Source organism: Thioclava sp. PTB-PU3-1, assembly GCF_055666785.1.
Window position 1 is genome coordinate 33,668 of record NZ_JBVNVL010000006.1, and the last position, 24,161, is coordinate 57,828.

25 protein-coding genes are annotated in these 24,161 nt (G+C 63.5%); 16 read left to right on the top strand and 9 right to left on the bottom strand.

Annotated elements, in window-relative coordinates; translation table 11 throughout:
• Window positions 1–42: 42 nt before the first annotated feature.
• Together ubiE and ubiB are read left to right on the top strand one after the other, a co-directional pair.
• The gene (gene ubiE, locus ACZ7GB_RS15575) at window positions 43–795 is read left to right on the top strand and encodes a bifunctional demethylmenaquinone methyltransferase/2-methoxy-6-polyprenyl-1,4-benzoquinol methylase UbiE (protein WP_152845469.1); all 753 of its coding nucleotides are present in this window, start codon (window positions 43–45) and stop codon (window positions 793–795) included.
• Window positions 796–798: 3 nt separating this feature from the next.
• Window positions 799–2,328, top strand: a complete 1,530-nt coding sequence (ubiB, locus tag ACZ7GB_RS15580) for a 2-polyprenylphenol 6-hydroxylase (RefSeq protein WP_472159412.1) — start codon at window positions 799–801, stop codon at window positions 2,326–2,328.
• Here the strand turns inward: ubiB and ACZ7GB_RS15585 are convergent.
• On the bottom strand, window positions 2,325–3,008 hold the full coding sequence (locus tag ACZ7GB_RS15585) for a flagellar hook capping FlgD N-terminal domain-containing protein (RefSeq protein ID WP_078571139.1): 684 nt from the start codon (window positions 3,006–3,008) through the stop codon (window positions 2,325–2,327). The genes ubiB and ACZ7GB_RS15585 overlap by 4 nt on opposite strands.
• 9 nt (window positions 3,009–3,017) lie before the next feature.
• Window positions 3,018–3,560 carry a flagellar hook-length control protein FliK gene (gene fliK, locus ACZ7GB_RS15590; protein ID WP_472159414.1) on the bottom strand — a complete coding sequence of 181 codons (543 nt, stop codon included), beginning with the start codon at window positions 3,558–3,560 and terminating at the stop codon, window positions 3,018–3,020.
• Between the two features lie 1,573 nt (window positions 3,561–5,133).
• Between fliK and ACZ7GB_RS15595 the strand changes: the two genes are divergently transcribed.
• The 6 genes from ACZ7GB_RS15595 to ACZ7GB_RS15620 all read left to right on the top strand — a co-directional run bounded on the left by ACZ7GB_RS15595 (window position 5,134) and on the right by ACZ7GB_RS15620 (window position 8,988).
• On the top strand, window positions 5,134–5,529 hold the full coding sequence (locus ACZ7GB_RS15595) for a rod-binding protein (protein ID WP_472159415.1): 396 nt from the start codon (window positions 5,134–5,136) through the stop codon (window positions 5,527–5,529).
• Complete coding sequence (locus tag ACZ7GB_RS15600) at window positions 5,522–5,860, top strand: hypothetical protein (protein WP_078605041.1); 339 nt, start codon at window positions 5,522–5,524, stop codon at window positions 5,858–5,860. The genes ACZ7GB_RS15595 and ACZ7GB_RS15600 overlap by 8 nt, the downstream gene beginning before the upstream one ends.
• Before the next feature lie 208 nt (window positions 5,861–6,068).
• Complete coding sequence (locus tag ACZ7GB_RS15605; protein WP_472159417.1) at window positions 6,069–7,310, top strand: flagellin N-terminal helical domain-containing protein; 1,242 nt, start codon at window positions 6,069–6,071, stop codon at window positions 7,308–7,310.
• A gap of 87 nt (window positions 7,311–7,397) precedes the next feature.
• Window positions 7,398–7,772 (top strand): flagellar biosynthesis regulator FlaF, encoded by a 375-nt coding sequence (gene flaF, locus ACZ7GB_RS15610; RefSeq protein ID WP_078549542.1) that lies wholly within the window; start codon window positions 7,398–7,400, stop codon window positions 7,770–7,772.
• Window positions 7,769–8,173: a flagellar biosynthesis repressor FlbT gene (gene flbT, locus ACZ7GB_RS15615; protein WP_078549540.1), complete on the top strand. Its 405-nt coding sequence runs from the start codon at window positions 7,769–7,771 to the stop codon at window positions 8,171–8,173. Before flaF ends, flbT begins: the two co-directional genes overlap by 4 nt.
• Window positions 8,170–8,988 (top strand): DUF1217 domain-containing protein, encoded by an 819-nt coding sequence (locus ACZ7GB_RS15620; protein ID WP_472159418.1) that lies wholly within the window; start codon window positions 8,170–8,172, stop codon window positions 8,986–8,988. The genes flbT and ACZ7GB_RS15620 overlap by 4 nt, the downstream gene beginning before the upstream one ends.
• 3 nt (window positions 8,989–8,991) lie before the next feature.
• Here the strand turns inward: ACZ7GB_RS15620 and ACZ7GB_RS15625 are convergent, their stop codons facing one another.
• Window positions 8,992–9,984 (bottom strand): asparaginase, encoded by a 993-nt coding sequence (locus ACZ7GB_RS15625; RefSeq protein WP_472159420.1) that lies wholly within the window; start codon window positions 9,982–9,984, stop codon window positions 8,992–8,994.
• 166 nt (window positions 9,985–10,150) lie between these two features.
• Between ACZ7GB_RS15625 and ACZ7GB_RS15630 the strand changes: the two genes are divergently transcribed.
• The 4 genes from ACZ7GB_RS15630 to ACZ7GB_RS15645 all read left to right on the top strand — a co-directional run bounded on the left by ACZ7GB_RS15630 (window position 10,151) and on the right by ACZ7GB_RS15645 (window position 13,707).
• Entirely contained in the window at window positions 10,151–10,666 is a 516-nt protein-coding gene (locus tag ACZ7GB_RS15630; protein ID WP_078521682.1) for an invasion associated locus B family protein, read from the top strand.
• A gap of 133 nt (window positions 10,667–10,799) precedes the next feature.
• On the top strand, window positions 10,800–11,981 hold the full coding sequence (rlmN, locus tag ACZ7GB_RS15635; protein WP_078600955.1) for a dual-specificity RNA methyltransferase RlmN: 1,182 nt from the start codon (window positions 10,800–10,802) through the stop codon (window positions 11,979–11,981).
• Between the two features lie 59 nt (window positions 11,982–12,040).
• Window positions 12,041–13,000: an amidoligase family protein gene (locus tag ACZ7GB_RS15640; protein WP_472159421.1), complete on the top strand. Its 960-nt coding sequence runs from the start codon at window positions 12,041–12,043 to the stop codon at window positions 12,998–13,000.
• Window positions 12,997–13,707, top strand: a complete 711-nt coding sequence (locus ACZ7GB_RS15645; protein ID WP_472159423.1) for a gamma-glutamyl-gamma-aminobutyrate hydrolase family protein — start codon at window positions 12,997–12,999, stop codon at window positions 13,705–13,707. The genes ACZ7GB_RS15640 and ACZ7GB_RS15645 overlap by 4 nt, the downstream gene beginning before the upstream one ends.
• Window positions 13,708–13,717: 10 nt before the next feature.
• Here the strand turns inward: ACZ7GB_RS15645 and ACZ7GB_RS15650 are convergent, their stop codons facing one another.
• Complete coding sequence (locus ACZ7GB_RS15650; protein WP_078571149.1) at window positions 13,718–14,539, bottom strand: LOG family protein; 822 nt, start codon at window positions 14,537–14,539, stop codon at window positions 13,718–13,720.
• A gap of 81 nt (window positions 14,540–14,620) precedes the next feature.
• Between ACZ7GB_RS15650 and dapD the strand changes: the two genes are divergently transcribed.
• The 3 genes from dapD (at window position 14,621) to ACZ7GB_RS15665 (ending at window position 17,165) form a co-directional block, all read left to right on the top strand.
• The gene (gene dapD, locus ACZ7GB_RS15655; RefSeq protein WP_078521584.1) at window positions 14,621–15,448 is read left to right on the top strand and encodes a 2,3,4,5-tetrahydropyridine-2,6-dicarboxylate N-succinyltransferase; all 828 of its coding nucleotides are present in this window, start codon (window positions 14,621–14,623) and stop codon (window positions 15,446–15,448) included.
• Window positions 15,441–15,806 carry a hypothetical protein gene (locus tag ACZ7GB_RS15660; RefSeq protein WP_078521582.1) on the top strand — a complete coding sequence of 122 codons (366 nt, stop codon included), beginning with the start codon at window positions 15,441–15,443 and terminating at the stop codon, window positions 15,804–15,806. Before dapD ends, ACZ7GB_RS15660 begins: the two co-directional genes overlap by 8 nt.
• Window positions 15,807–15,926: 120 nt before the next feature.
• Window positions 15,927–17,165 carry a lytic murein transglycosylase gene (locus ACZ7GB_RS15665; RefSeq protein ID WP_246832524.1) on the top strand — a complete coding sequence of 413 codons (1,239 nt, stop codon included), beginning with the start codon at window positions 15,927–15,929 and terminating at the stop codon, window positions 17,163–17,165.
• Between the two features lie 33 nt (window positions 17,166–17,198).
• Here the strand turns inward: ACZ7GB_RS15665 and ACZ7GB_RS15670 are convergent, their stop codons facing one another.
• The 4 genes from ACZ7GB_RS15670 to ade all read right to left on the bottom strand — a co-directional run bounded on the left by ACZ7GB_RS15670 (window position 17,199) and on the right by ade (window position 21,855).
• On the bottom strand, window positions 17,199–18,074 hold the full coding sequence (locus ACZ7GB_RS15670) for a DMT family transporter (protein ID WP_078542491.1): 876 nt from the start codon (window positions 18,072–18,074) through the stop codon (window positions 17,199–17,201).
• Between the two features lie 87 nt (window positions 18,075–18,161).
• Window positions 18,162–18,449 (bottom strand): HU family DNA-binding protein, encoded by a 288-nt coding sequence (locus ACZ7GB_RS15675; RefSeq protein WP_075776797.1) that lies wholly within the window; start codon window positions 18,447–18,449, stop codon window positions 18,162–18,164.
• 131 nt (window positions 18,450–18,580) lie between these two features.
• Window positions 18,581–20,056 (bottom strand): AMP nucleosidase, encoded by a 1,476-nt coding sequence (locus ACZ7GB_RS15680; protein ID WP_472159425.1) that lies wholly within the window; start codon window positions 20,054–20,056, stop codon window positions 18,581–18,583.
• A complete protein-coding gene (gene ade, locus ACZ7GB_RS15685; protein ID WP_472159427.1) occupies window positions 20,053–21,855 on the bottom strand; it encodes an adenine deaminase in 1,803 nt (600 codons plus the stop codon). Before ade ends, ACZ7GB_RS15680 begins: the two co-directional genes overlap by 4 nt.
• A gap of 101 nt (window positions 21,856–21,956) precedes the next feature.
• Between ade and ACZ7GB_RS15690 the strand changes: the two genes are divergently transcribed.
• On the top strand, window positions 21,957–22,808 hold the full coding sequence (locus tag ACZ7GB_RS15690; protein ID WP_472159428.1) for an SDR family oxidoreductase: 852 nt from the start codon (window positions 21,957–21,959) through the stop codon (window positions 22,806–22,808).
• Here the strand turns inward: ACZ7GB_RS15690 and ACZ7GB_RS15695 are convergent.
• On the bottom strand, window positions 22,796–24,031 hold the full coding sequence (locus tag ACZ7GB_RS15695; protein WP_078549521.1) for an MFS transporter: 1,236 nt from the start codon (window positions 24,029–24,031) through the stop codon (window positions 22,796–22,798). The two genes, ACZ7GB_RS15690 and ACZ7GB_RS15695, sit on opposite strands and share 13 nt — an antisense overlap.
• Window positions 24,032–24,161 lie beyond the last annotated feature (130 nt).

Here is a 24,161-nt window from a genome sequence, read left to right on the forward strand (position 1 = left end):
GCCCCTATAAGAAGGGGGTGAAATGAGGAACGGCAAGGGCCCATGAGCGCAGAGCAATCAAAGACCACGCATTTCGGTTTTCAGACCGTGGACGAAGATGCCAAGGCAGGCATGGTTCACGGCGTGTTTTCGCGAGTGGCATCGAAATACGACATCATGAACGACCTGATGAGCATGGGCATCCACCGCGTCTGGAAAGATGCGATGATGGATTGGCTCGCGCCGCGACCGGGTCAGAAGCTGCTCGATGTGGCCGGCGGCACGGGCGACGTCTCCTTCCGCTTCCTCAAGCGCGCAGGCTCGGGCCACGCGACGGTCTGCGATATGACCGAATCGATGCTGGTCGAAGGCCGCAAGCGCGCCGAGGCCGAAAGCATGGCCGACAGTCTCGACTGGGTCGTGGGCGATGCGATGGCACTGCCCTTCGCGGATAATTCCTTCGACGTCTACACGATCTCTTTCGGCATCCGGAACGTAACGCGCATTCCTGATGCGCTCAAGGAAGCCTACCGGGTGCTCAAGCCCGGCGGGCGGTTGATGGTTCTCGAATTCAGCCAGATCCCGAACGAGATGATGCAGAAGGCCTATGATCTCTATTCCTTCAACGTGATTCCGAAGATGGGCGAGATCGTCGCGAATGACCGCGACAGCTATCAGTATCTGGTGGAATCGATCCGCAAATTCCCGACGCAGGAGACATTCGCGCAGATGATCCGCGAGGCCGGGTTCGAGAATGTCTCCTACCGGAACCTCTCGATGGGGATCGCGGCGCTGCATTCGGGCTGGAAACTTTAACCGATGCGCGGACCCCACAATATCTGGCGCCTGATCCGGACGGGCGCGACCTTCATCCGCACGGGTGCGATGCATCAGGCGCTCGAAGCGATGGAAGCGCCGCCGCGGCTGCGCGCCGTGGCCTATGCGATCAGCGCGCCCTTCGCGTGGCTCGGCTACAAGGGCGATCCGGAACTGCCGCCGGTAACGCGCGCGATCACCGCGCTGGGCCCGGCCTATATCAAGTTCGGTCAGGTCCTCTCAACACGGCCCGATGTGGTCGGCTCGGAGCTGGCCGATCAGCTGCGCGTGCTGCAGGACAAGCTGCCGCCCTTCGAGACTTCCGTGGCCAAACGCATGGTCGAGGAAGAACTGGGCGCGCCCGCCGATCAGCTGTTCATGGAGTTTTCCGAGCCTGTCGCCGCCGCCTCGATCGCGCAGGTCCATTCCGCGCGCCGCGCCGATACGGGCGAGCGCGTCGCGGTGAAAGTGCTGCGTCCGGGGATCGAGCGCGCCTTCCGCCGCGATCTCGACGCCTTCCATTTCGCCGCCGCGATGATCGAGCGGATTTCGCCCGCCTCGCGTCGTTTGCGCCCGAGCGAGGTGATCAAGCATTTCGAATCCGTCGTTATGGGCGAGCTGGACTTGCGTCTGGAAGCGGCCTCGGCCTCGCAATTCGGCGCGAATACCGAAGGCGATGCTGGCTTCCTCGTGCCGCAGCCGGTGTGGAACCTTTCGGCCAAGCGGGTGATGGTGCTCGACTGGGCCGAGGGTCTGCCGATGGGCGACCCTGACGGGCTGCGCGCGGCGGGCCATGACCTCAAGGCCACGGGCGAGCGCGTCTTGCAGCTCTTTCTCAGCCATGCGCTGCGCGACGGTTTTTTCCATGCCGACATGCATCACGGCAATCTCAAAGTGGCCGCGAACGGCGATATTCTCGCCTATGATTTCGGGATCATGGGGCAGATCGACGAATATACCCGCCGGGTCTATGCCGAAATTCTCATGGGCTTCATCCAGCGCGACTATAAGCGCGTGGCGGAGGTGCATTTCGAGGCCGGTTACGTCCCCGCCGATCGCGATGTCGACGAGTTCGCTCTGGCGCTGCGCGCTGTCGGCGAGCCGATCTTCGGGATGGACGCGGCGCATATCTCGATGGCGCGGCTTCTGGCCTATCTCTTCGAGGTGACCGAGCGGTTCGGGATGCAGACCCAGACGCAGCTGATCCTGCTGCAGCGCACGATGGTGGTCGTCGAGGGCGTCGCGCGCTCTCTGCATCCGTCTCTGAATATGTGGGAAGTCGCGAAGCCGGTCGTGGAGAAATATATCCGCGAAAGCCTCGGCCCGCGCGCCATTGCGAATGACCTGCGCAAGACCGTGCAGGTGCTGGGCCGCTTCGGGCCGGAACTCCCCGATCTGGTGAAGGCGGCGATCCGCAAACAGACCGAACCGACGCCGCCCCCCGTGACGGTAACCCGCTGGCGCTACGCGGCGCTGATCTCTGCGGGGACGGCCCTGCTTTTGCTCGGCGTCGTGCTGGGTGAGTTGCTTTAACCCTCTCGCAACGCACTGACCGTCTCCGCGGCGATCGTGGCGCCGCCTTCAAGCGTCAGCAGCGCGCCGTCCGCGCCTGATTGCACCTCGGTCACGCGTGTGTAGGCCGCGACCGGGTCGGTGCCGATCAAGCTTCCTGAGGCGTAGCTTTGCAGTGCGAAACTGTATTGCCCTGCGCCCAGTAGCTGACCTGCGTCGTTTGTGCCGTCCCAGGCATAGCTGTCGAGTGCGGGCGAGATCGGTTTCTGCGCGACCTGACGCCCGGTGGAATCCGTGACCACGAGAGCCGCGGCATCGGCACCCGATCGCGCGGCTGGCGCGAGATCCACGGGCGTCGCGCCGTCGAAGTAGCTCGGCGCCTCGGCACGCGCCTGCATCCCGACCCAACCCGCCAGTTCGCTCAACCCTCCGAGCCCGATCTGACCAGACAGAGCAGTCAGAAGGTCATTGGTCTTCACCTGTTGCTCGACACCCGAAAAGGTCGCGAGCTGCACTGCGAAATCCGCGCTTTCGATCGGGTTGAGCGGGTCCTGGTTCTTCATTTGAACGGTCAGCATCGTCAGAAAGGTCTCGAAATCCGAACTCAGCGCCGAGGGGGCTTTGGTGCCGGTGCCATTCTCCGCGGCGGTAACGGCCGACGTGGCGGTGGCAGGCGAGGTGATGGGGGAAGTGGTGGTCATGGTCGTCTCCTACATCCGCAGATCGAGCCCGCTTTGCGAGGGGGCGAGGCGCGCGGTCGCGCGTGGGGCCGGGGCAATCGGCGTCTCAATTGGGTCTAGGTCCGGGCCTGCGCCCAAGCCGTCGAGCATGTCGGGCCGTTGCTGCGGACGCTCGTCGCGCTGGCTGAACTGAAAATCGAGCGCGCCATAGCCCATCTCGTGCATCTCGCGCGCGAGCGTGTCGATATGGCGGCGCATGAGGTCGAGCGTCTCCGCGCGGTCAGCCTGTATCGCCACCGTCATGCCATGCTGGCTCGCATGGAGGGTCATGCGCACATGGCCCAGTTCCTCCGGTGAAAGCGCAATCTCCACCGGTCGATCGGGCATCCGTGGCAGTGAAATCCCGATCTGATGGGCGATCGACTGCGCGATAGAAGCGGGCGCGGGGGGCACCGCCGCGCTTGTCTGCCCGGACCCACCCGACGCGGTGATCAGAGGGGCGGAGCCCGCGGCCCATGTCTCTGCTGTCTCTCCGACATGGACCCGCGTGGCGGTCAGCTCGGGGGCGTCCATATTGCTCTTGGTCGCGCCCAACTCTGCCGACGTGAGATAGGTTGCCCGTGCGTGATCCATGCGTTTGAGGGCGGGCGCGGGTGAGGCATAGGGTATGGCACCCGAAGGGAGGGGTGCGGCCTCCAGCCGGGTCGACCTCTCGGGCGCCCCGGCCTTTTCATTCTGCGGCGCATCGCTTTGCACGACGCTCAGTATCGGTGACGTGTTCTGCTGAGGTTGAGGGCGCGCAACCGCTCCAGAGGCGCCGACAGTTGAAGGGGGGGCGGAGGCCTCGGTCGCCAGCTCGTGGTGTGGGGCATTTGCGTTCGCGATCTGCTGAAGTCTCGAAGAGACAACGCTTGCCTCGGCGGGCTGCGGTGCTTCCTTAGCGCTCAATTTGACGTCTGAAGCCCTTGATCCTCGCGTCTTCGCACCGGGCGGCTCGGCGAGCGTGGAAGGCAGTGGAGAGAAGGCCGGCGCTGCCTGGTCTCCTGCGCGTCTCTTCATCCCGGTCAGCGTCGGATCAGTTTCTGGAGCAACGGTGCGCGCAGCCCCAGCTGACGCTTCGGTCGGTTGGGTTTGGGCACTGTTTTGGCCAAAGACGGGCGCGCTTTCAGGTTGTTTGCCTGCCAGAGGGTTATGTGTTGCAGCAGGTGAATGGAAAGAAGGCGCGGCATTCAGGCCCCGCACAAGCGCCATTTCTGAACGACCGTCGGGACGAAGAGGGCCCGAGCTAGTTGCGTTCTCCTGCGGTGTGCTTTTGGTTTCAACGTTCCCTGCCTTTGTCCCCTCTGCATCGGATGCTGTGAGCGTTGGAATTTTCAATGCGGGCTCGGCACTTTGAGCGCTATCAATCCCGGGGACAAACACCTCGGGTTTTGACGACACAACTACCGCCGAATTTCCGCCAGTTTCAGCAGACCTTTGTACCCGACCGCTCGCATCGTGAGGCGCAACGGTCGCCGCATCATTTCTAACGAGTATTGAGAGCGTTCCATCTTTCACGAAGCCAGCGTTTTGCGTGTCGATCTGTGGCTGAACGGTCATCACGTTCGAGAGTTGCACAGAACGCATTGAGCTTTCCGAAGCCGTGTCAGGGATATTCGCTTCGATTTTGTCCGTCTCCGTGTGAGCGAGCGAAACCCTCTCCCGGTCTCCTTTTTCGTTCAGTCGAGACGTCGCGCCGCCATCATGCGAGACAATGCGCTCCACAGGCTTCTTTTGACCATCGAGCTTTGTGGGATGGTCCGGGGCGACTGTGAGAGCCGATCGCGTCGGGCCGAACGGGCCCTGCGGACCGGGCAGCACAATGTCAGAATCGCTGCCAGCCAATTCTCGAGCACCGGATCCGCTCGTCGGCGCCAGCTGAGCATCTTCAGCCTCACACTGCGGGCCCTTGTCGGCCAACGGGTCCGCGCCACCCTCCGGCTTCTCAACCGAGTTAACGCCACGAGGGGTTGCGACGGTTTTTGGCGCGGCCTCTTCTTCAAGCGTAAAGGTCCCGCCCGGCGACTCCGCCGTATCGGTAGGTCTCGCTGCTGCCTTGAGATGGCCGCTCGGGCCTTTCGGCGTTTCTGGAATCGGAAAGGGAAACATGGTCCTCACGACTTCTGTCTGTGTCGAGGCCACTATCGCCGCAGGAACTTACCGATTCTTTACGCCCGACTGGCAGAGTGCAGAAAATTATCTGCAACTGGAGAGTTCGATGCACAGTCCGACCGTATCACCGCTGCCGCACGCGGCTGGTCTCTCTTCGCATGATGCCAAGCTGCTTGCGCAAGCGAAGGCGCTAGAGGCCGGGTTCCTTTCGGAAATGCTCAAAGAGGTGGGCATGACAGCCGCAAGCGGTGCTTTCGGCGGTGGAATTGGCGAAGAGCAATTCACGTCCTTCCTGAGAGCCGAACAGTCCAAGGCCATGGTCGAGGCCGGGGGAATTGGCCTTGCGGAAATCATCTTCGAATCGCTCAAGAACGGAGGGCAGGATGTCTGATACGAATGCTGCGGAAGAGCTGATCTCGCTGCTGCGGCTCGAACGGGAAGCGATCCGTTCGGCGGATTTTTCCGACCTTGTCGGGCTGAGCGCTCGAAAGGAGCGCGCGATGGCTGCGCTGACGAAACCTGATGGCGACACGGTCGAGAAAATCCGTGCGCTTGCACGCGATAATCAGACGCTATTGGCCTCGGCACTTGCGGGTGTTCGCGCGGCGCAGGCTCGTTTGAAAACGATTGTGACGGCGGCGAAAGGCTTCGAGTCCTATGACAAGGAAGGGCGACCGCGGCCCATCCGCCGCGGCAGCGGAGATTTCGAGCGTCGTGCATAAGCTGTTAATCATGAAAGGAATTTGTTGAGAGATCGGGGGCGGGATTTAGCAGATTGTTAGCCTTTGGAGGGCCATGGTGACGACGCATCCAAGCGATGGCGCGCCTCACGGCTCAGGAGGCGCATTGGTCAGAAAGCCTTGAGTGCCGCGTCGAACACGCGGCTTTGCAATCGAGTGACGCAAAGCGTCGACACTAAAAGGATAAATCATGTCCAGCATTCTGACGAATACCGGCGCGATGGTCGCGCTGCAGACCCTCAAAGGGATCAATTCCGGCCTCGCCACCACGCAGTCCGAAATCTCGACCGGCAAAGCCGTCGGCTCGGCGAAAGACAACGCGGCTGTCTGGGCGATTTCGAAGGTCATGGAATCCGATGTTAAGAGCTTCTCTGGCATTTCGGACAGCCTCGCACTGGGCGAGTCGACCGTTGCCGTCGCTCGTAAGGCGGCCGAAACCGTCACCGACCTTCTGACGGATATGAAAACCAAGATCGTCGCAGCGCAGGAAGCGAATGTGGATCGCGACAAGATCCAGACCGATATCGACGCCTTGCAGGAACAGTTGACCTCGGTGGTCGGGGCGGCTCAGTTCAACGGGCTGAACTTGGTCGATGGCTCTTCGGCCGCGACGGTCAAGGTTCTGTCTTCGCTCGATCGCGCGTCGGACGGCACCGTCTCTGCAAGTCATATCGACGTCGACGCGCAGAACCTGTCGGTCGGTGGGTATTCCGCCAAAGCTGTCTTCACGGCGTCCGACGGGGTGTCCACCGATAAGGACGTTGCCGCAACGACTCTCGCCAAGGCCGATGGGACCGGGGAAGACCTCGTACTTGATGATACGGTGACCTGGGCTGCGGGTGATAGCGTCAGGGTCACCTTGGGTGATCAAACCGTCAGCTACACGCTCTCGGCTGCAGACGCGGCGCAGACTGGAACTGCGCGCACCGACCTGATCGCAGCAGGCCTCAAATCGGCAATCGACGCGCTGGGTATCGCCAACCTTCAAGTCGACTTCACGGCCGGTATCAGCACCACCAGCGATTCGACTCTCACCTTCAAAAATGACGGTATCGCCGATCTGGCGGGAGACCTTACGATCGTGTCTCAATTCGTCAATGCGGGGGCAGGCGGCCTCGGCGCGGTCGCATCGATCGACGTGACCAGCGATGCGGGGGCAACCGCGGCGCTCTCCAATATCGAAACGCTGATCCAGACCGCAACCGACGCGGCATCGTCCTTCGGTTCCGTGGAGGGACGGATCGGCACGCAAGCCGATTTCATCTCCAGCCTCAGCGACTCGCTCAAAGCGGGTATCGGTTCGATGATTGACGCGGATATGGAAGAGGCTTCGGCCCGTCTTCAGGCGCTGCAGACGCAGCAGCAGCTGGGCATTCAGGCACTCTCGATCGCCAACCAGCAGCCGCAGAACATCCTTTCTCTGTTCCGCTAAGGCTCGGGTAGGGGCACCTGATGCGGTGCCCCAACTTCTCTCATGTGTCCCGCGCATGATCAGTTTCAGTCACCGGAAGGATTTCCCGTGTACGCGACGACTTTGGCCAAAACGGCCTATTCCAATCCAAGCCAGCCGATGCGCACGCCGCGAGGCCTCGAATTCGAACTCTTCGCCCGCATCACGCGCCGCCTAAAACAGGTCTCTTCGCAGGACGCCCCCTTTGCCGCGTTGGCCGAAGCGATCTTCGAAAACCGCCGTCTCTGGACCGCGCTTGCGGCGGATGTCGCCGATCCGGAGAATGGCTTGCCGCAAGATCTTCGCGCCCGCATCTTTTTCCTGCACGAGTTCACGCAGGCGCATAGCCGCCTCGTACTTTCGCAAGACAGGTCGGTCGATGCGTTGATCGATGTAAACACCGCCATCATGCGTGGCTTGCGACAAGACGGGGCAAATCAATGAGCGGGCTCGTGCTGAAACTTGCGCCGAAGGAGAGGGTTCTGATCAACGGTGCCGTCATCGAAAACGGGGATCGCCGATCGCGACTCGCGATCATGACGCCGAACGCAAACATTCTTCGGCTGCGCGACGCGATCCATCCCGGAGAGGTCAACACCCCGGTCCGTCGGGTTTGCTATATCGCGCAGCTTGTGCTCTCCGGCGACACCGATCCGCAAGAGGCGAAGATGCAGTTGCTTCGGGGGATCGAGCAACTCAGCCAGGTTCTCAAGGATCACGATAGTCGCGCGCAGCTGAACGCGGCGACGCTCGCCGTGATCGAGAACCAGCATTATCAGGCGCTGAAAGCGCTGCGGACGCTTCTTCCACGGGAGGAACGCCTCCTCGCTGCAGGCGCGCCATGACGTATCAGCCGGTCGTCCCTTTCTCCGGGTTTGCGGGGTGGCGATTTCTCTCGCGCACGATGGAGACGCAGCAGGCCGCTTTCGCGGCGTCGACGGAAAACCAACGCCTCGATAGCTATTTCCGGGAGACGATCGGACAGATCGATACGGCGAAGGCTTTGGTAGATGATCGGCGTCTGCTCGGTGTGGCGCTCGGCGCATTCGGTCTCGATGCGGATATCGACAATAAATACTTCATCCGAAAAGTGCTCGAGGAAGGCTCTTTGGACAGAACGGCGCTGGCCAACAAGCTGTCGGACAAAAGCTACCTCGCGCTGACTACGGCCTTCGGTTTCGGAGATTTCTCCGTCCCGCGAACGAAGCTTTCGACTTTCGCGGATGAGATTTTGACGAAATTTCAAACCCGAGAGTTCGAGGTCGCGGTTGGCGAAGTCGATAATGACCTGCGCATGGCGATGTCGTTGCAACGCGATCTACCTGAGCTCGCGGCGAAGGATATGTCCGAGGCTGCGAAGTGGTACACGATTATCGGATCGCCATCCCTGAGCCGGGTGTTCCAGACAGCGCTCAACCTGCCACACAGCGTTGGCGCGCTTGATGTCGATCAGCAGCGCGAGATCTATATGTCCAAGGCGCAACGCGTCTATGGCACCTCCGACCCCGCGGAGCTTTCCAGGCCCGAGAAACTGGAGGTCCTGACGCGGGATTATTTGCTTCGTGCGCAGCTCTCGAGCATGACCAGTGTCTCGTCGCAGAATGTAGCGCTCAGCCTTTTGCAAAACGCGGGGGCGCAGCGCCTTTCGCTTCGGCTCTAGGCTTTAAGGAAACTGAGCGGCACGGCGCAGCTCGCCCGTTTTCAGACCGCGCCAATTGGTGATCGGGCCGGTCAATCTGCGATGCACCACGGGCGCGTCGGCATCGAGCGCACCGAGGCGGATCAGCAGCGCGATCATCGCCGCTTCCGAGGCCCTGGTCGCGCCATCAGTGATCTTCAGGGCGACGCCGCGTTTCTGATCCGGAAGCATGGCGACATAGACGCCTTCCGCACCGGTTTTGACGGCGACGCGCCCGTTCGCCTCTCGCATGATCTCGGTGCAGGCGCGGCCTTCGCCTGCGACGAGCTCCGGATGCTCCATCATCGCATCGACCAGACGGGTCGCAGCGCGCGCCCGCAGATCGCCGTCCGAGGTCGCCGCCGCGAAAAATTGCATGGCGCGGCCGAGACCGGCGAGGCTGGTCGCGAAATTCGGGGCCGAGCATCCGTCGATCCCGTAGCGCGGCGAGGTCTCTTCGGTCACTTCTTCAAAGGCGGATTTCACCGCCCGCTGCACGGGGTGATCGATCTCCACATAGTCAGGGCCGCCGCCTAGATGCTTGTTCAGTGTCAGGAATCCGGCATGTTTTCCCGAGCAATTGTTATGCGCTTGGCAAGGCGCGTGATCCGAGCAGATCAGATGCTTCTTCTCGGCCTTGTCGCGCGGCAGATGCGCCCCGCAGCGCAGGTCGTCATCGCCCAGCCCAAGCGCCGCGAGCCAGTTTTCTACCGCCGCGCGGTGCATATGCGCGCCGGAATGGCTCGCGCAGGAGAGGGCCAGCTGGCGCGTCGTCAGCCCGGCGGCCTCCGCCGCGCCGCTTTCCAGCAGCGGCAGGGCCTGGATCATCTTCACGGAAGAGCGCGGAAAAATAATGGCTTCGGGATCGCCCCAAGAGGCTTCGATCCCCTCCGGGCCGAAGATCACCGCATGGCCGTGATGGACGGATTCACACATCCCCCCGCGCCACAGCTCGATCATTGCCTTCGGTGCCGTCATCGCCTGCCTCCTATGCGCGAAATCTCGCCATCGCGGGGTTTTACCCCTAGGCTTTTTTAGGTTAAATGAGTGTTATCGAGAGGAAAACGCATTCGCCACCGAAAACAGGGTGACCGGCCCGGGCGATGCAGAGGCAACCTGACAGCTGGAGGCTGTAAGCATGATGATGAAGGGTCTGCGGATCGCGGCGGTCGCCGCGCTCATGATCGGGGCGGGGCATGGCGCAATGGCGCAGGAAAGCACCAACCGCGTCGCGGCGAATACCGATTGGAGCGTCTTCGTCGATAACGATCCGAAAGAGTGCTGGGGCGTGTCGAAACCGAAGAAGACGGTCAACACCAAAGGCGGCAAGGTCGTGCAGGTGAACCGCGGGGATATCCTGCTGTTCGTGACCTACCGTCCGGGCAAGAAGCCCGAGATTTCGTTCATGGGCGGCTATCCTTTCGCGGATGGCTCGACGGTCGATCTCGAAGTCGGCGGTCAGAAATACACGCTCTTCACCGATGGCGGCGGCGCTTGGGCCGGATCGCCTGAAGAGGACGCGAAGATCATCGGCGCGCTCAAGGCCGGGTCTGACGTGAAGCTGACGGGGCGTTCGAGCCGTGGCACCCAGACCGAGGACACGTTCTCGCTGATGGGCTTCACCGCCGCGACCACCGAAGCCGAGCAGCGCTGCCAGTAAGCGACCCTCGCGCCTGACATTGGAGCCCCGGCCATGCGCCGGGGTTTTCGCGTTCGAGCCAAAAGCGCGACGCCCCCTGTTAATGCAGGGGCGAATCCCCTATATGAGGCGCCTCATTTCAAGGAAACATGCGATGACCCAGTCTCAGGCTCCGATCACGCAAGACGTGCACACGATCCCGCGCAAGCTGCCCGAAGGCGGCAAGGTGAACCTCATCGGTCTCACCCGTGACCAGCTCCGCGCGGCGCTGATCGAGGCGGGCACGCCCGAGAAGCAGGCGAAGATGCGCGTCGGCCAGATCTGGCAGTGGCTCTATTACTGGGGCGTGCGCGATTTCGCGGCGATGACCAACCTCGCCAAGGATTACCGGGCGATGCTGGCCGAGACGTTCGAGATTACCCTGCCCGAGATTGTCTCGAAGCAGGTGTCCGAGGACGGCACGCGGAAATACCTTCTGAAGATCGCCGGCGGCCACGAGGTCGAAGCGGTCTACATCCCCGAGGAAAGCCGCGGCACGCTGTGCATCTCGAGCCAGGTGGGCTGCACGCTGACCTGTTCGTTCTGCCACACCGGTACGCAGAAACTCGTGCGCAACCTGACGCCCGGCGAGATCGTCGGGCAGGTCATGCTCGCACGCGACGATCTTGGCGAATGGCCCGAGAAGAACAGCCCGAAGAACGAGACCCGTCTGGTGTCGAACGTCGTTCTGATGGGCATGGGTGAGCCGCTTTATAACTTCGAGAATGTCCGAGACGCGATGCAGGTCGTGATGGATGGTGAAGGCATCAGCCTCAGCCGCCGCCGGATCACGCTGTCGACCTCGGGCGTCGTGCCGGAGATCGCGAAGACCGCCGAGGAGATCGGCTGTCTTCTGGCAGTGTCCTTCCACGCCACGACCGACGAGGTGCGCGACAAGCTGGTGCCGATCAACAAGCGCTGGAATATCGAGACGCTGCTGAACGCGCTGCGGGAATATCCGCGCCTGTCGAACTCCGAGCGGATCACGTTCGAATACGTCATGCTCAAGGGTGTGAACGATAGCGACGAGGACGCGCGCCGACTGGTGAAGCTGATCCGCGGCATCCCCGCGAAGATCAACCTGATCCCGTTCAACGAATGGCCCGGCGCGCCCTATGAGCGCAGCGATTGGGAGCGGATCGAGAGCTTCGCCGACATCATCTACAAGGCGGGCTATGCCTCGCCGATCCGCACGCCGCGCGGCGAAGACATCATGGCCGCCTGCGGTCAGCTGAAATCGGCGACCGAGCGGGCGCGCAAGTCGCGGGCGCAGATTCAGGCTGAGGCGGGGCTTTAAGGGAACCCGCTTCGCCGCTTCTGCATTGACGCTGCGTGTGGGAAGTAACCGGAGACGTCATGACGCGAGAGGCCATCGCCCCGCTGCCAAAGCCCTGTAATGCCGAGGGAAAGCCGCGCCGCACTGGCGTGGAGATCGAGTTTGCCGGGCTCACCGAGGCGCGCATCGCGCAGATCGCCGCGCAGGCTCTGGGGGGCGAGGCGCGGCGCAGCGACGGTCAGGACTGGGAAGTCACCGGTACGAAGCTCGGCGATCTGCAGGTCTATCTCGACATTTCGGTGCGCAAGCAAGCCGACGGTGCGCTCAAGGAGCTTGGTCTGCGCATCGGGCGCGAGGTCATTCCGGTCGAGATCGTGACCGAGCCGCTGGACCGCGAAGGCCTTCTGCAACTCTCTGATTTCATTGAATTGCTGCGCAGCGAAGGCGCGCAGGGAACGGGGCGGTCTCTGCTCTATGGGTTTGGCCTTCACCTCAACCCCGAGATCGCATCGCGCAAGGCCGAGGATATCGTCCGCCCGCTTCTGGCCTTCGCGCTGATCGAGGAGTGGATGCGCGAGACATGGCCGATCGAGAGGACGCGCGAAGTGCTGCCTTTCACAGCGCCTTATCCGAAGAAGCTGATCGAGGATCTGGCGCGGCTCGGCCCGGATGCTGCGCTCGACGAGGTGATCGTCACCTATCGTAAGCACACGCTGTCGCGGAACCACGGGCTCGATATGCTGCCGATTTTCTGCGAGCTGCGCCCCGATCTGATCGCGCCGGAGGAAGGGAAGGGCGGCACCGTTTCACCGCGTCCCGCCTTCCATTTCCGTCTGCCCGATTGCCGCATCGACGATGAGACCTGGTCGCTCGACAGCGAATGGCGGCGCTGGTGGTTCGTGGAGACGCTCGCGGCGGATCCCGAGCTGTTGGGCCTGATGTGTCGCGAATGGTTGACGGCGAAGACCGAATTCCATCTGCTGGGCGGGAAATGGGTCGAGACCTGCGAGAAAATTCTGAGGCTTGCCGGGCATAGATGAAGCCCCTGATCGGCATATCGACATCACGTCGCACCGGGTGGCGGGTCTACCCGTTCATCGCCTTCGGCGTCTGGCTGGCGGGCGGGCGCTCGGTCCGCTGGGTCGCGGGCAAACGCGCCGAGGTGCAGCATGTCGACGGTGTGATCGTGGGCGGCGGCGATGACATTTCGCCCGAACTCTATGGCGGCGATCTGATCGCGAGCGCTGTGCTCGACCCGGCGCGGGACGAGCTGGAGAAATGCCTCGTCGAGGAGGCGATGGTGCAGGGCAAGCCGGTGCTGGGAATTTGCCGTGGTGCGCAGATGATCAATGTCGCGCTGGGCGGCGATCTGCATCAGGACGCTTACGATCATTACAACGCGCATAAACATACGACGCTTCTGCCGAAGAAGGATGTGCGCGTCGAACCCGGCTCGCGGCTCGGTGCGCTGGCGGGGCTCGCGCCGATGCGGGTCAACGCGCTGCACAGTCAGGCCGTGGATCGCTTGGGCGACGGGCTACGGGTCGCGGCGCGCGATGGGTCGGGAATGGTACAGGCAGTCGAGCGCGTCGAGGAGCCTTTTGCGCTGGGCGTTCAGTGGCACCCGGAATACCTCACCTATGCCCACCGGCAGCGCGCGCTATTCCGGGCGCTGGTGGCGGCAGCGCGCGCAAGCCATGAGCACCGCGCGCAGCTGCCCGAGGTCAGCGCCGAGGCGAAGGCCTGAGCGCCGCGCCTCAGCAGTTCTCGTATTTCCAATTGTCGATGATCGCGACCGCGTCCTTGGCGCTCTCGACGAAGCTCACCAGATCGAGATCCTCGGGCGAAATCGTTCCGGCCTCGGCCAGCCGATCCCAGTTGATGATCTCTTCCCAGAACTGGCGCCCGAACAGGATGAAGGGGATTCTCGACATCCGGCCCGTCTGGATCAGGGTCAGCGCCTCGAACATCTCGTCGAGCGTGCCGAAGCCGCCGGGGAAGACGCACACGGCGCGGGCGCGCATCAGGAAATGCATCTTCCGGATCGCGAAATAGTGGAAGTTGAAGGTCAGATCGGGCGTGACGTATTCGTTCGGCGCCTGCTCATGCGGCAGCACGATATTGAGGCCGATGGACTGACCGCCTGCCTCATGCGCGCCGCGATTGCCCGCCTCCATCACGCCGGGGCCGCCGCCGGTGCAGATCACGTTCTCCCGGCCGTATTCCTGCATCGAGCGTTCGGTCATTTCGCGCGCGAAGATGCGCGCCTCTTCGTAGTAACCCGACAGCTCCGCGAGATATTCGGTCTTCGCGTTGGCCTTGTTCTCGGGCGCGGGGATGCGCGCGCCGCCGAACATGACGATGGTCGACTCGATGCCGCGCTCGTCCATGATCAGCTGCGGCTTGAGCAATTCGAGCTGCAGCCGCACCGGGCGCAGCTCGTCGCGCAGCATGAAATCCACATCCGTATAGGCCAGCCGATAGGCGGGCGCGCGGGTCTGTGGCGTGTCGGGAATGTTCTTTGCGGTCTGCGCGTCGTCCCGCGAGTGGCGGAACGAATGCGTCGTGTCGTCCTTCATGGGGCACCTGCTCATTGCGCGTTTCGCTTTGACCAACTATAGCGTGAACGCTGTAAAGGCCACCTGAAAGAGGATTTGCCCATGTCGAACGCCGCGCTCGAAACTGCAATCGAAGCCGCTTGGGAAGCCCGCGACACCATCACGCCCTCGACCGGCGGTGAGACCCGCGAGGCCATCGAAGATACACTCAACGCGCTGGATCGCGGCGAGCTGCGTGTTGCGGAGAAACGCGAGAACGGCGACTGGCATGTGAACCAATGGGCCAAGAAGGCGGTTCTGCTCGGCTTCCGTCTGAAGGACATGGAGCAGCAGGATGGCGGCCCGCAGGGCGGCCACTGGTGGGACAAGGTCGACAGCAAGTTCAAAGGCTGGGGCGACAAAGAGTGGAAAGCCGGCGGTTTCCGCGCCGTGCCGAACTGCATCGTGCGCAAGTCGGCCTATATCGCGCCGGGCGTTGTGCTGATGCCCTCCTTCGTGAACCTCGGCGCCTATGTCGACGAGGGCACGATGGTCGACACCTGGGCTACCGTCGGCAGCTGCGCGCAGATCGGCAAGGGCGTCCACCTCTCGGGCGGCGTCGGTATCGGCGGCGTGCTGGAGCCGATGCAGGCCGGCCCGACCATCATCGAAGACAACTGCTTCATCGGCGCGCGCTCGGAAGTCGTCGAAGGCTGCATCGTCCGCGAAGGCTCGGTCCTGGGCATGGGCGTCTATATCGGCAAGTCGACCAAGATCGTCGACCGCGAGACCGGCGACGTGATGTATGGCGAAGTGCCGCCCTATTCGGTCGTCGTCTCGGGCTCGATGCCTTCGAAGAACGGCATCAACCTGTATTGCGCGGTGATCGTGAAGCGCGTCGATGCGCAAACCCGGTCGAAGACCGGCATCAACGAGCTGCTGCGTGACTGAGAAGCCGGAAAAGCCGAAGAAGAAACCCTCGCGCCAGCAGGTCTTTACCCTGCTGGTCGAGGTTGGTCGTTCGCCCAATGACGGTCTGCCGAAAGGCGCGTCCGGGGCGGGGCTGTTGTGCTATGCCTCGGGCGTGGACGAGGCAGAGGCCGTGCGCGAGACCGTGGCGATCCTCAAGCAGGCCGAGATGGCGCCGCTTGACGTCACGGGTTACGGGACGCTCGCGGAACGCGAGAAACAGGGCCATGAGATCGACGATGCGGAACGTGAATTGATGCAGCGTGCGCTCGACGAGAACTCCGTGATCATCGCCCAGATGGAGCCGTTTTTCGGCAACGACAAGAAGCCGCTCCAGTAAGCCTTAGAGTGTCATGTGACGCCCGTTGAAACCTCACGAACCGTTGATACACTGGTTCAAAGAGCAAAACAGCGAGCAGGCACCATGGCAATTCCCGGCAAGATCATCCCACTGACATTTATGGCATTTTCTGCGCTTTCGGCCTGTGCGGGGCCCCCCGAATCCTCGCCCCGGCCGCTGGCGCGGGGCAGCGCGCCGGTGGCGGACCCGATCCCGCCGACGGACGCCGCGACGGAAGCGCGTTTCGAGTCCTTCCTCGCGGGCTTCAAATCCCGTGCGCTGGCCAACGGCATCACCGAATACACCTGGAACCGCGCGATGGCCGATGTGCGCTACAATCCCAAGGTGATCGAGCGCGACCGCTACCAATCGGAGTTCACCAAGTCGATCTGGGATTACCTCGATAGCGCGGTTTCGGATGAGCGCGTCGCAACCGGCAAGCAGATGCTGCGGCAATACGACCGGCAGCTGAACGCGATCGAGCGCAAATACGGCGTCGACAAAGAGGTCGTCGTCGCGATCTGGGGTATGGAGAGCCGCTACGGCGCTTATCGTGGCAAGACGGCGATCATCCCCGCGCTTGCGACGCTTGCCTATGACGGGCGGCGCGGCGAGTTCTTCGCCAAGCAGCTGATCGCGGCGCTCAAGATCATTCAGTCGGGCGATGTGGACGAGCGGCACATGACCGGCTCTTGGGCCGGGGCGATGGGCCACACGCAGTTCATCCCGACCTCCTACCTGTCCTACGCGGTCGATTTCACCGGCGATGGTCGGCGCGATATCTGGTCGGAAGACCCGACTGATGCGCTGGCCTCGACGGCGGCCTATCTGGCGCGTTCGGGCTGGTCGAAGGGGCAGCCCTGGGGCGTCGAGGTCATCCTGCCCTCAGGCTTCAACTACGGCCTCACCGGCAAGGGTACGAAGAAGAGCCCTGCCGACTGGGCGGCGCTTGGCGTGCGCTCGGCCACGGGCGGCACGGTGCCGAATTACGGTTCGGCGTCGATCCTCGTGCCAGCGGGCGCGAAGGGGCCCGCCTTCATGATCTTCGGCAACTTCCGCGCGATCTCGCGCTACAACTCCGCCGACAGCTACGTGATCGGCGTGGGGCATCTGTCGGATCGTCTGAAAGGGAAGGGGCCCTTCGTGCAGGATTGGCCCCGCACCGGCAAGCCGCTCAGTTCCAAGCAGAAGGTCGAGCTGCAGGAGCGGCTGACCGCGGCGGGCTTCGATACGGACGGCACGGACGGCAAGATCGGTGCGAATACGTCGAAGGCGATCGTGGCCTTCCAGAAATCGCGCGGTCTGCCGCCCGATGGCTACGCCACGCTGGAGCTGCTGCAGGTGCTGCGCGGCTCGTGAATTGCTAGGCGTAAAGTTCAGGGGCGCGGGGGGTTACCGCCGCGCCTCTTGCTTTGAGATCTGCACCGCGAGAATGCCGCCTGCGATCACCAGAACGCCAAGCGCGTCGTGCCAGTCGACATGCTCGCCCAGCACCGCCCAGGCGATCGCGACGCCGAAGACGGGCGTCAGGAAGTGGAAGGTCGCCGCGCGCACCGCGCCGATGCGGCCCACCAACCGGAACCAGACCCAGGTCGCCATCAACCCCGGTACGATCACCGTGTAGGTGAAGGCGAATGCCAGTGTCGGCGTTACCTCGACAGAGAGATGCTCGGTGAAGGCGGAGACGACGGCGAGGCTCACCGCGCCCACCAGCATCTGCAGGCCGACGATCATCAGCACGCCGCCACCGCCGCCGCTCGCGCCGCGTACGGTGAGCGTCGCCACCGCCAGCGCCAGTGCGCCCGCGACGCAGAGGCCCAGGCCGAACGGGTCGATCCCGCCCTGCAGTCGCGCACCCATGATGATGCCGACGCCCGCGAAGCCTGCCACCAGCCCGGCGATGCCGAGAGGGGGAATCCGGTCGCGGAAGACGATCCAGCCGAGTGCGCCGACGATCAGCGGCATGGTCGAGGCGATGATCGCCGCGACCGAGGCTTCGACCGTGGTCATCGCGACCCAGTTAAACCCTAGGTAGAGCGCGTTTTGGCAAATTCCGAAGATGATCGTGGCGCGCCATTGCGCCCGGCTCAGCCGCCAGCTTTGGCCGAAGGCCAGCGCCAGCGCGATGCCTATCCCCCCGGACAGCGCGAAGCGCAGGGCAAGGGCTGCAAGGGGTGGAGCCTCTGCCACGATGATATGCGTGGATGTGAAAGCCGAAGACCACATCAGGGCAAAGGCGAGCCCCATTCCGATCGCGCGCAGATCCATCTTTCCTCCGGGCCTGAAAAAGGGCGCCCCGATTGCTCGCGAGCGCCCTAAAAAATTGGCTGTCCCTCGATTGAGAGAGTCCTGCGATCAGGAGTTCACGCTGTCCTTGAGCGCTTTCGCCACGGTCACTTTGACCTGCTTGTCAGCCGGCTTCTGCATCTGCTCGCCGGTGGCCGGGTTGCGGACCATGCGCTCGGGGCGCTCGCGGCAGTAGACTTTGCCAATGCCCGGCAGGGTAACGGCGCCGCCGTTCGACACTTCTTTGGTGACGACGTCGGTGATCGCGTCGAGTGCGGCCGAAGCCGTCTTCTTGTCGGCGTCCATCGCCTCGGCGAGGGCTGCCACCAGCTGGGTCTTGGTCATCGGTTTCGACATATTCGTTCCTCTCTCCGCCCCGGTAATCCAGGGTCAATTTCGTCCGCGTTGCACGGTTGGTGGGCCATGTTCCACACGTTTTTATTGAGCATGGCAAGCCCTTTTCCCAGAATGGGCGGGTTTTTCCCACGTCACAGAAAAGCTGTTTCCTCGAAGCTACGCAATTTCCTGCTGTGAATCCGATCCAGAGGCATCTCGCGAAGTTTCTCCATCGCGAGGATGCCGATCAGCAAATGGCTCGCCACCTGCGTGCGGTAGAATTCGGTCGCCATGCCCGGCAGCTTCAGCTCGCCATGCAGCGGTTTGTCCGAGACGCAGAGAAGCGTGCCGTAGGGCACCCGGAAGCGGAAGCCATTCGCCGCGATCGTGGCGCTTTCCATATCGAGCGCAACCGCGCGTGACTGGCTCAGGCGATGAACCGGGCCGGATTGGTCTCTCAACTCCCAGTTGCGGTTGTCGATGGTGGCGACAGTGCCGGTCCGCATGATCCGCTTCAGCTCGTAGCCTTCCAGCTTCGTCACTTCGGCCACCGCTTCCTGCAGCGCGATCTGGATCTCGGCCAGCGCCGGGATCGGCACCCAGACGGGCAGATCGTCGTCGAGCACATGGTCTTCGCGCAGATAGGCGTGGGCGAGGACGAAGTCCCCAAGCTGCTGCGAATTGCGCAGGCCCGCGCAGTGCCCGACCATCAGCCAGGCATGCGGGCGCAGCACGGCGATGTGGTCCGTCGCGGTCTTCGCGTTGGAGGGGCCAACGCCGATATTGACCAGCGTGATCCCGCCACCGTCGGCGCGTTTGAGGTGATAGGCGGGCATCTGCGGCAGTTTCGCGAGGCCCGGAATCTCGTCCTGCGGGTCGGTGATCTCCTGATTGCCCGGCGCGACGAAGCTGGTGTAGCCCGAGTCCTTTTCGCCCAGCAGGCGCCGCGCGACGGCCTCGAACTCATCCACGTAGAACTGGTAGTTCGTGAACAGGACGTGGTTCTGGAAATGCTCGGCCTTGGTGGCGGTGTAATGCGACAGGCGCGCCAGCGAGTAATCCACCCGCTGCGCGGTGAAGGGCGCAAGGTGGCCCGAGCCATCCGGGTTCGGCCCCGCCATGCCGTTGACGATATCGTCGTTCATCCCCGCAAGGTCGGGCACGTCGAACACGTCCCGCAGCGAGAAGTCGAGCACGCCTTCCTGCGGTACGGTCACTTCCGGATGCGCGGCCACGGCGAAATGCACCGGGATCGGGGTGTCCGAAGGGCCGATCGTTACCGGGATATTGTGGTTCTTGATCAGCAGGCCCAGCTGCTGCGTCAGGTAATTGCGGAACAGGTCGGGCCGCGTGATCGTCGCGGTGTAGGTGCCCGGCAGCGCCACATGACCGAAGCTCAAGCGGCTATCGGCCTTGATATGCGAGGAGACGGAGATGCGCACTTCCGGGTAGAAGGCGCGAAAGCGGTTCCGCGCGGTCTTGCTCTCGAGCGTCTCGTTGAATTTCTCGAGCAGGAAGGCGGTCGCCTCGTCGTAGAGCGCCTCGAGCCGGGCAACCGCCTCGGCGGCATCGGTGAAGCTCTCCGCAGCTGCGGTTTCCGGAGTGATGAGTTCAAGTGTTTCGTTCATTCAAAAAGATCCGTCAGTTCAAAACGCGTCACGTCGACGAGGCCCAGATCCGAAATACGGATCTCGGGAATGACGACGAGCGCGAGCAGCGAATGCTGCATGTAAGCGTTGTTCAAAGTGCAGCCGCAGGCGCCCATCGCCTCGACCATCTTGGCGGCGCGCGCGGCCACCGTTTGGGCCGGATCGTCCGACATCAGCCCTGCGATCGGCAGCGGCACGGCGGCGATCTCTTCGCCGTCCTTCCAGACGGAGACCCCGCCGCCCATCTCGCCAAGCGCGTTGGCGCAGGCGGCCATCATCTCGCGGTCGGTGCCGACCACGATCATGTGGTGGCTGTCATGGGCCACGGTCGAGCCCATCGCCATGCGGCCTTTGTAGCCGAAGCCCGAGACGAAGCCGTTGGTGACGCCGCCGGTGCCTTGATGGCGTTCCACCAGCGCAATCTGTGCGATGTCCTTGGCGGTGTCGGGCTGGGCGAGCCCGTCGGTCACGTCCAGCTCTGCCGTCAGCGCCTTGGTCGGGGCCTGGTTCTCGACGACGCCGATCACGCGGGCGGTGACCGTGTTCGCACCTTCCGGCGCGGCGATCTCGAAATCCGCAGCTGTCAGGGTCTTGCCCAGATGCACCGTGTTGCGGGCGCTGTCGGGCCAGTCGTAATGCGGGCACTCGGCCAGCAGCTTGCCATCCTTCGCGACGGTCTTGCCCCGCGCGATGACCTGCTCGACCGGCAGCGTCGCCAGATCCGAGGTCAGGATCAGATCGGCCCGGCGGCCCGGGGTGATCGAGCCCAGCTCGCGCTCCAGCCCGAAATGCGTCGCGGTGTTGATCGTGCACATCTGCAGCGCGACCAGCGGATCGGCCCCGCAGTCCACCGCATGGCGGAAGACCCGGTTCATATGCCCGTCATTCACCAGCGTGCCGGAATGGCAGTCATCGGTGCACAGGATGAAATTGCGCGGATCGAGGCCCTTCTCGGTCACGGCGGTGATCTGCGTCTCTACGTCATACCAGGCCGAGCCCAGCCGCATCATCGAGCGCATGCCCTGACGCACCCGCGCGATGGCGTCGGCCTCGCAGGTGCCCTCGTGATCGTCGGCAGGCCCGCCCGCGACATAGGCGCGGAACGGCGCGCCCAGATCGGGCGAGGCGTAATGCCCGCCGACCGTCTTGTGCGCGTCTTGCGTCGCCGCGATCTCGGCCAGCATTTTCGGGTCGGCATTGATCACGCCGGGGAAGTTCATCATCTCGCCCAGACCGATGATGCCGGGCCATGTCATCGCCTCGGCCACATCCTCGGGGGTGATCTCGAAACCCGTGGTCTCCAGCCCCGGCGCGGAGGGCGCGCAGGAGGGCATCTGGGTGAAGATGTTCACCGGCTGCATCAGCGCCTCGTCATGCATCATCCGCACGCCGTCGAGGCCCAGCACGTTGGCGATCTCATGCGGATCGGTGAACATGCTCGTCGTGCCATGCGGGATCACCGCGGCGGCGAATTCGGCGGGCGTGAGCATCCCGCTCTCGATATGCATATGCGCATCGCACAGGCCCGGCACCATGTAGCGGCCCTCGGCCTCGATCACTTCGGTGTCGGGTCCGATGCTGTGCGAAAGATCGGGAGCCACGGCGGCAAATCGCCCTTCGGCCACGGAAATATCGTAGCCCTCGAGAACCTCACGCGTGTGGACATTGACCCATTTGCCACCCCGGATCACGAGGTCAGCGGGTTCGCGCCCGGCAGCCACGGCAATCAATCGCGGTGCGGCTTCGGGCCAGGATTTGATCTTGTTCTTCTGTTCCATGTCCAAGCCTGTCATTGCGTGCGGGAAGGTTCAAGAGACGTTGTTATGCCTTCACACAGCCTCTACCTATGACGGATGACAGAAACGCAAAGGGGGCCGTGATGCCGACGCTTCTTTCCATCGGACATGGCTATTCCGCCCGTGCCCTCGCGCCGCTTCTTCTGGCGCGCGGCTGGCGGGTGATCGGCACGACGCGCAGCGTAGAGAAGGCCGAAATGCTGCGCAGCGAAGGCGTGGAGCCGCTGGTCTGGGAAGGCGGGTCTCTGCCGCTCGATCAAGCGACACATCTGCTGAGTTCCGTGGCGCCGGGGCCAGAGGGCGACCCGGTTCTCGCTGCGCAGCATTCCGAAATTGCTGCAGCGCAGCATATCGAGTGGATCGGCTATCTTTCAACGGTCGGCGTCTATGGCGATCACGCGGGCGGCTGGGTCGATGAGGCGACGCCGCTGACCCCCTCGACCAAGCGCGGACAGGCGCGGGTGGAGGCCGAGGCGGCTTGGTGCGCGCTGGCCGCAGCTCATGACCTGCCGCTGCATATCTTTCGGCTCGCGGGGATCTATGGCCCCGGGCGCGGGCCCTTCGAGAAGGTGCGGCAGGGCAAGGCCCGGCGGATCGTCAAGGAGGGGCAGGTCTTCTCGCGCACCCATGTCGAAGATATCGCGCAGGTGTTGCTGGCCTCGATCGAGCATCCCGATCCGGGCGCGGTCTATAATGTCTGCGACGACGATCCCGCGCCGCCGCAGGACGTGATCGCCTATGCCGCCGAGCTGCTCGACCTGCCGCTACCGCCCGAGGTGCCGTTCGATGAGGCCGATCTGAGCCCGATGGCGCGCAGCTTCTATGCCGAGAGCAAGCGGGTGCGGAACGACAAGATCAAGCGCGACCTTGGCGTTACGCTCCGCTACCCAGATTACCGCGAAGGGCTGCGCGCGCTGCTCGATCAGGCGGGCTGAAGCTCGACCCGTTTCTCGCGCACCGGCAGGTGCACGATGGCCGAGAATGCGCCGACGCCCACGCCGACCCACCAGACCAGCGTGTAATCGCCGTAGATGTCGTAGAGCTTGCCGCCAAGCCAGACGCCGAGGAAGGCGCCCACCTGGTGCGAGAAGAAGACGATCCCGTAAAGCGTGCCCATGTAGCGCAGCCCGTAGATATGCGCGACCAGCCCCGACGTCAGCGGTACGGTCGCAAGCCACAGCGCCCCCATCGCGAGCGAGAAGATCAGCACCGTCGCGGGCGTCATCGGCGTCAGGATGAAGGCGCCCGCGACGAAGGTGCGCAGCAGGTAAATCCCGGCCAGCAGGTATTTCTTCGACCAGCGTTTGCCCGCCCAGCCCGCGTAGATCGTGCCCACGATATTGGCCAGCCCGATTACCGAGATCGCCGCCGCGCCAAGCGCCGAGGTCGTCTCGATCCCGATCCCGGCGAGCAGCGATCCGGGCGGCACCGCGCCGCACATCTCGGTCACCATCGCGGGGAAATGCGCGGTGATGAAGCCCAGTTGGTAGCCGCAGGAGAAGAAGCCGAGGAAGATCAGCGTATAGGAAGGATCGCGGAAGGCGCGCATCAGGACGCTGCCCATGCTCTCAGCCAAGTCTTCGCGGCTGGCGCGTTCGGGCGCGCGGATCAGCGGCAGGAAGGCCAGCGAGGCGAGGATCACGGCGGCGAAGATCACGAAGACCGTCTGCCATGGGAAATGGCCCAGCAGCAGCTCCGCCATCGGGGCGCCGAAGACCTGCCCGGCCGAGCCTGCCGCCGTCGCGATGCCAAGCGCGAGCGAGCGGTTCTCGTCCGAGGTCGCGCGGCCCACCACGGCAAGGATCACGCCGAAGCCCGTACCCGCGATGCCGAAGCCCACGAGGATTTCCAGAAGCTGATGCTGCCCCGGCTCCACCGCGAAGGCCGACAGGACCAGCCCCAGGGCATAGACCAGCGCGCCGAGGATGATCGCGAGCCGGTCGCCCCAGCGCTCGGCAATCGCGCCGAAGATCGGTTGGCCGATGCCCCAGGCAAGGTTCTGCACCGCGATGGCGAGCGAGAATTCGGCGCGTGGCCAGTTGAACTCGCTGGCGATCGGAATCTGGAAAACGCCGAAGCTCGCCCGGATGGCGAAGCTCAGCATCAGGATCACGGCACCGCCGATCAGAACCGGCGTGAACAGTTTGGCTTGCGTCATTTTACATCTCCCGGCGGATCTCCCTTCCGCGCGGGCCGCATATCGACATGTATGCTGCAGCGCGTCAATCTTGGGCTTGTCCGGGTCACAATCGCGCGGAGATGATTGTGCGGTGCCCTTGAACCTCCCC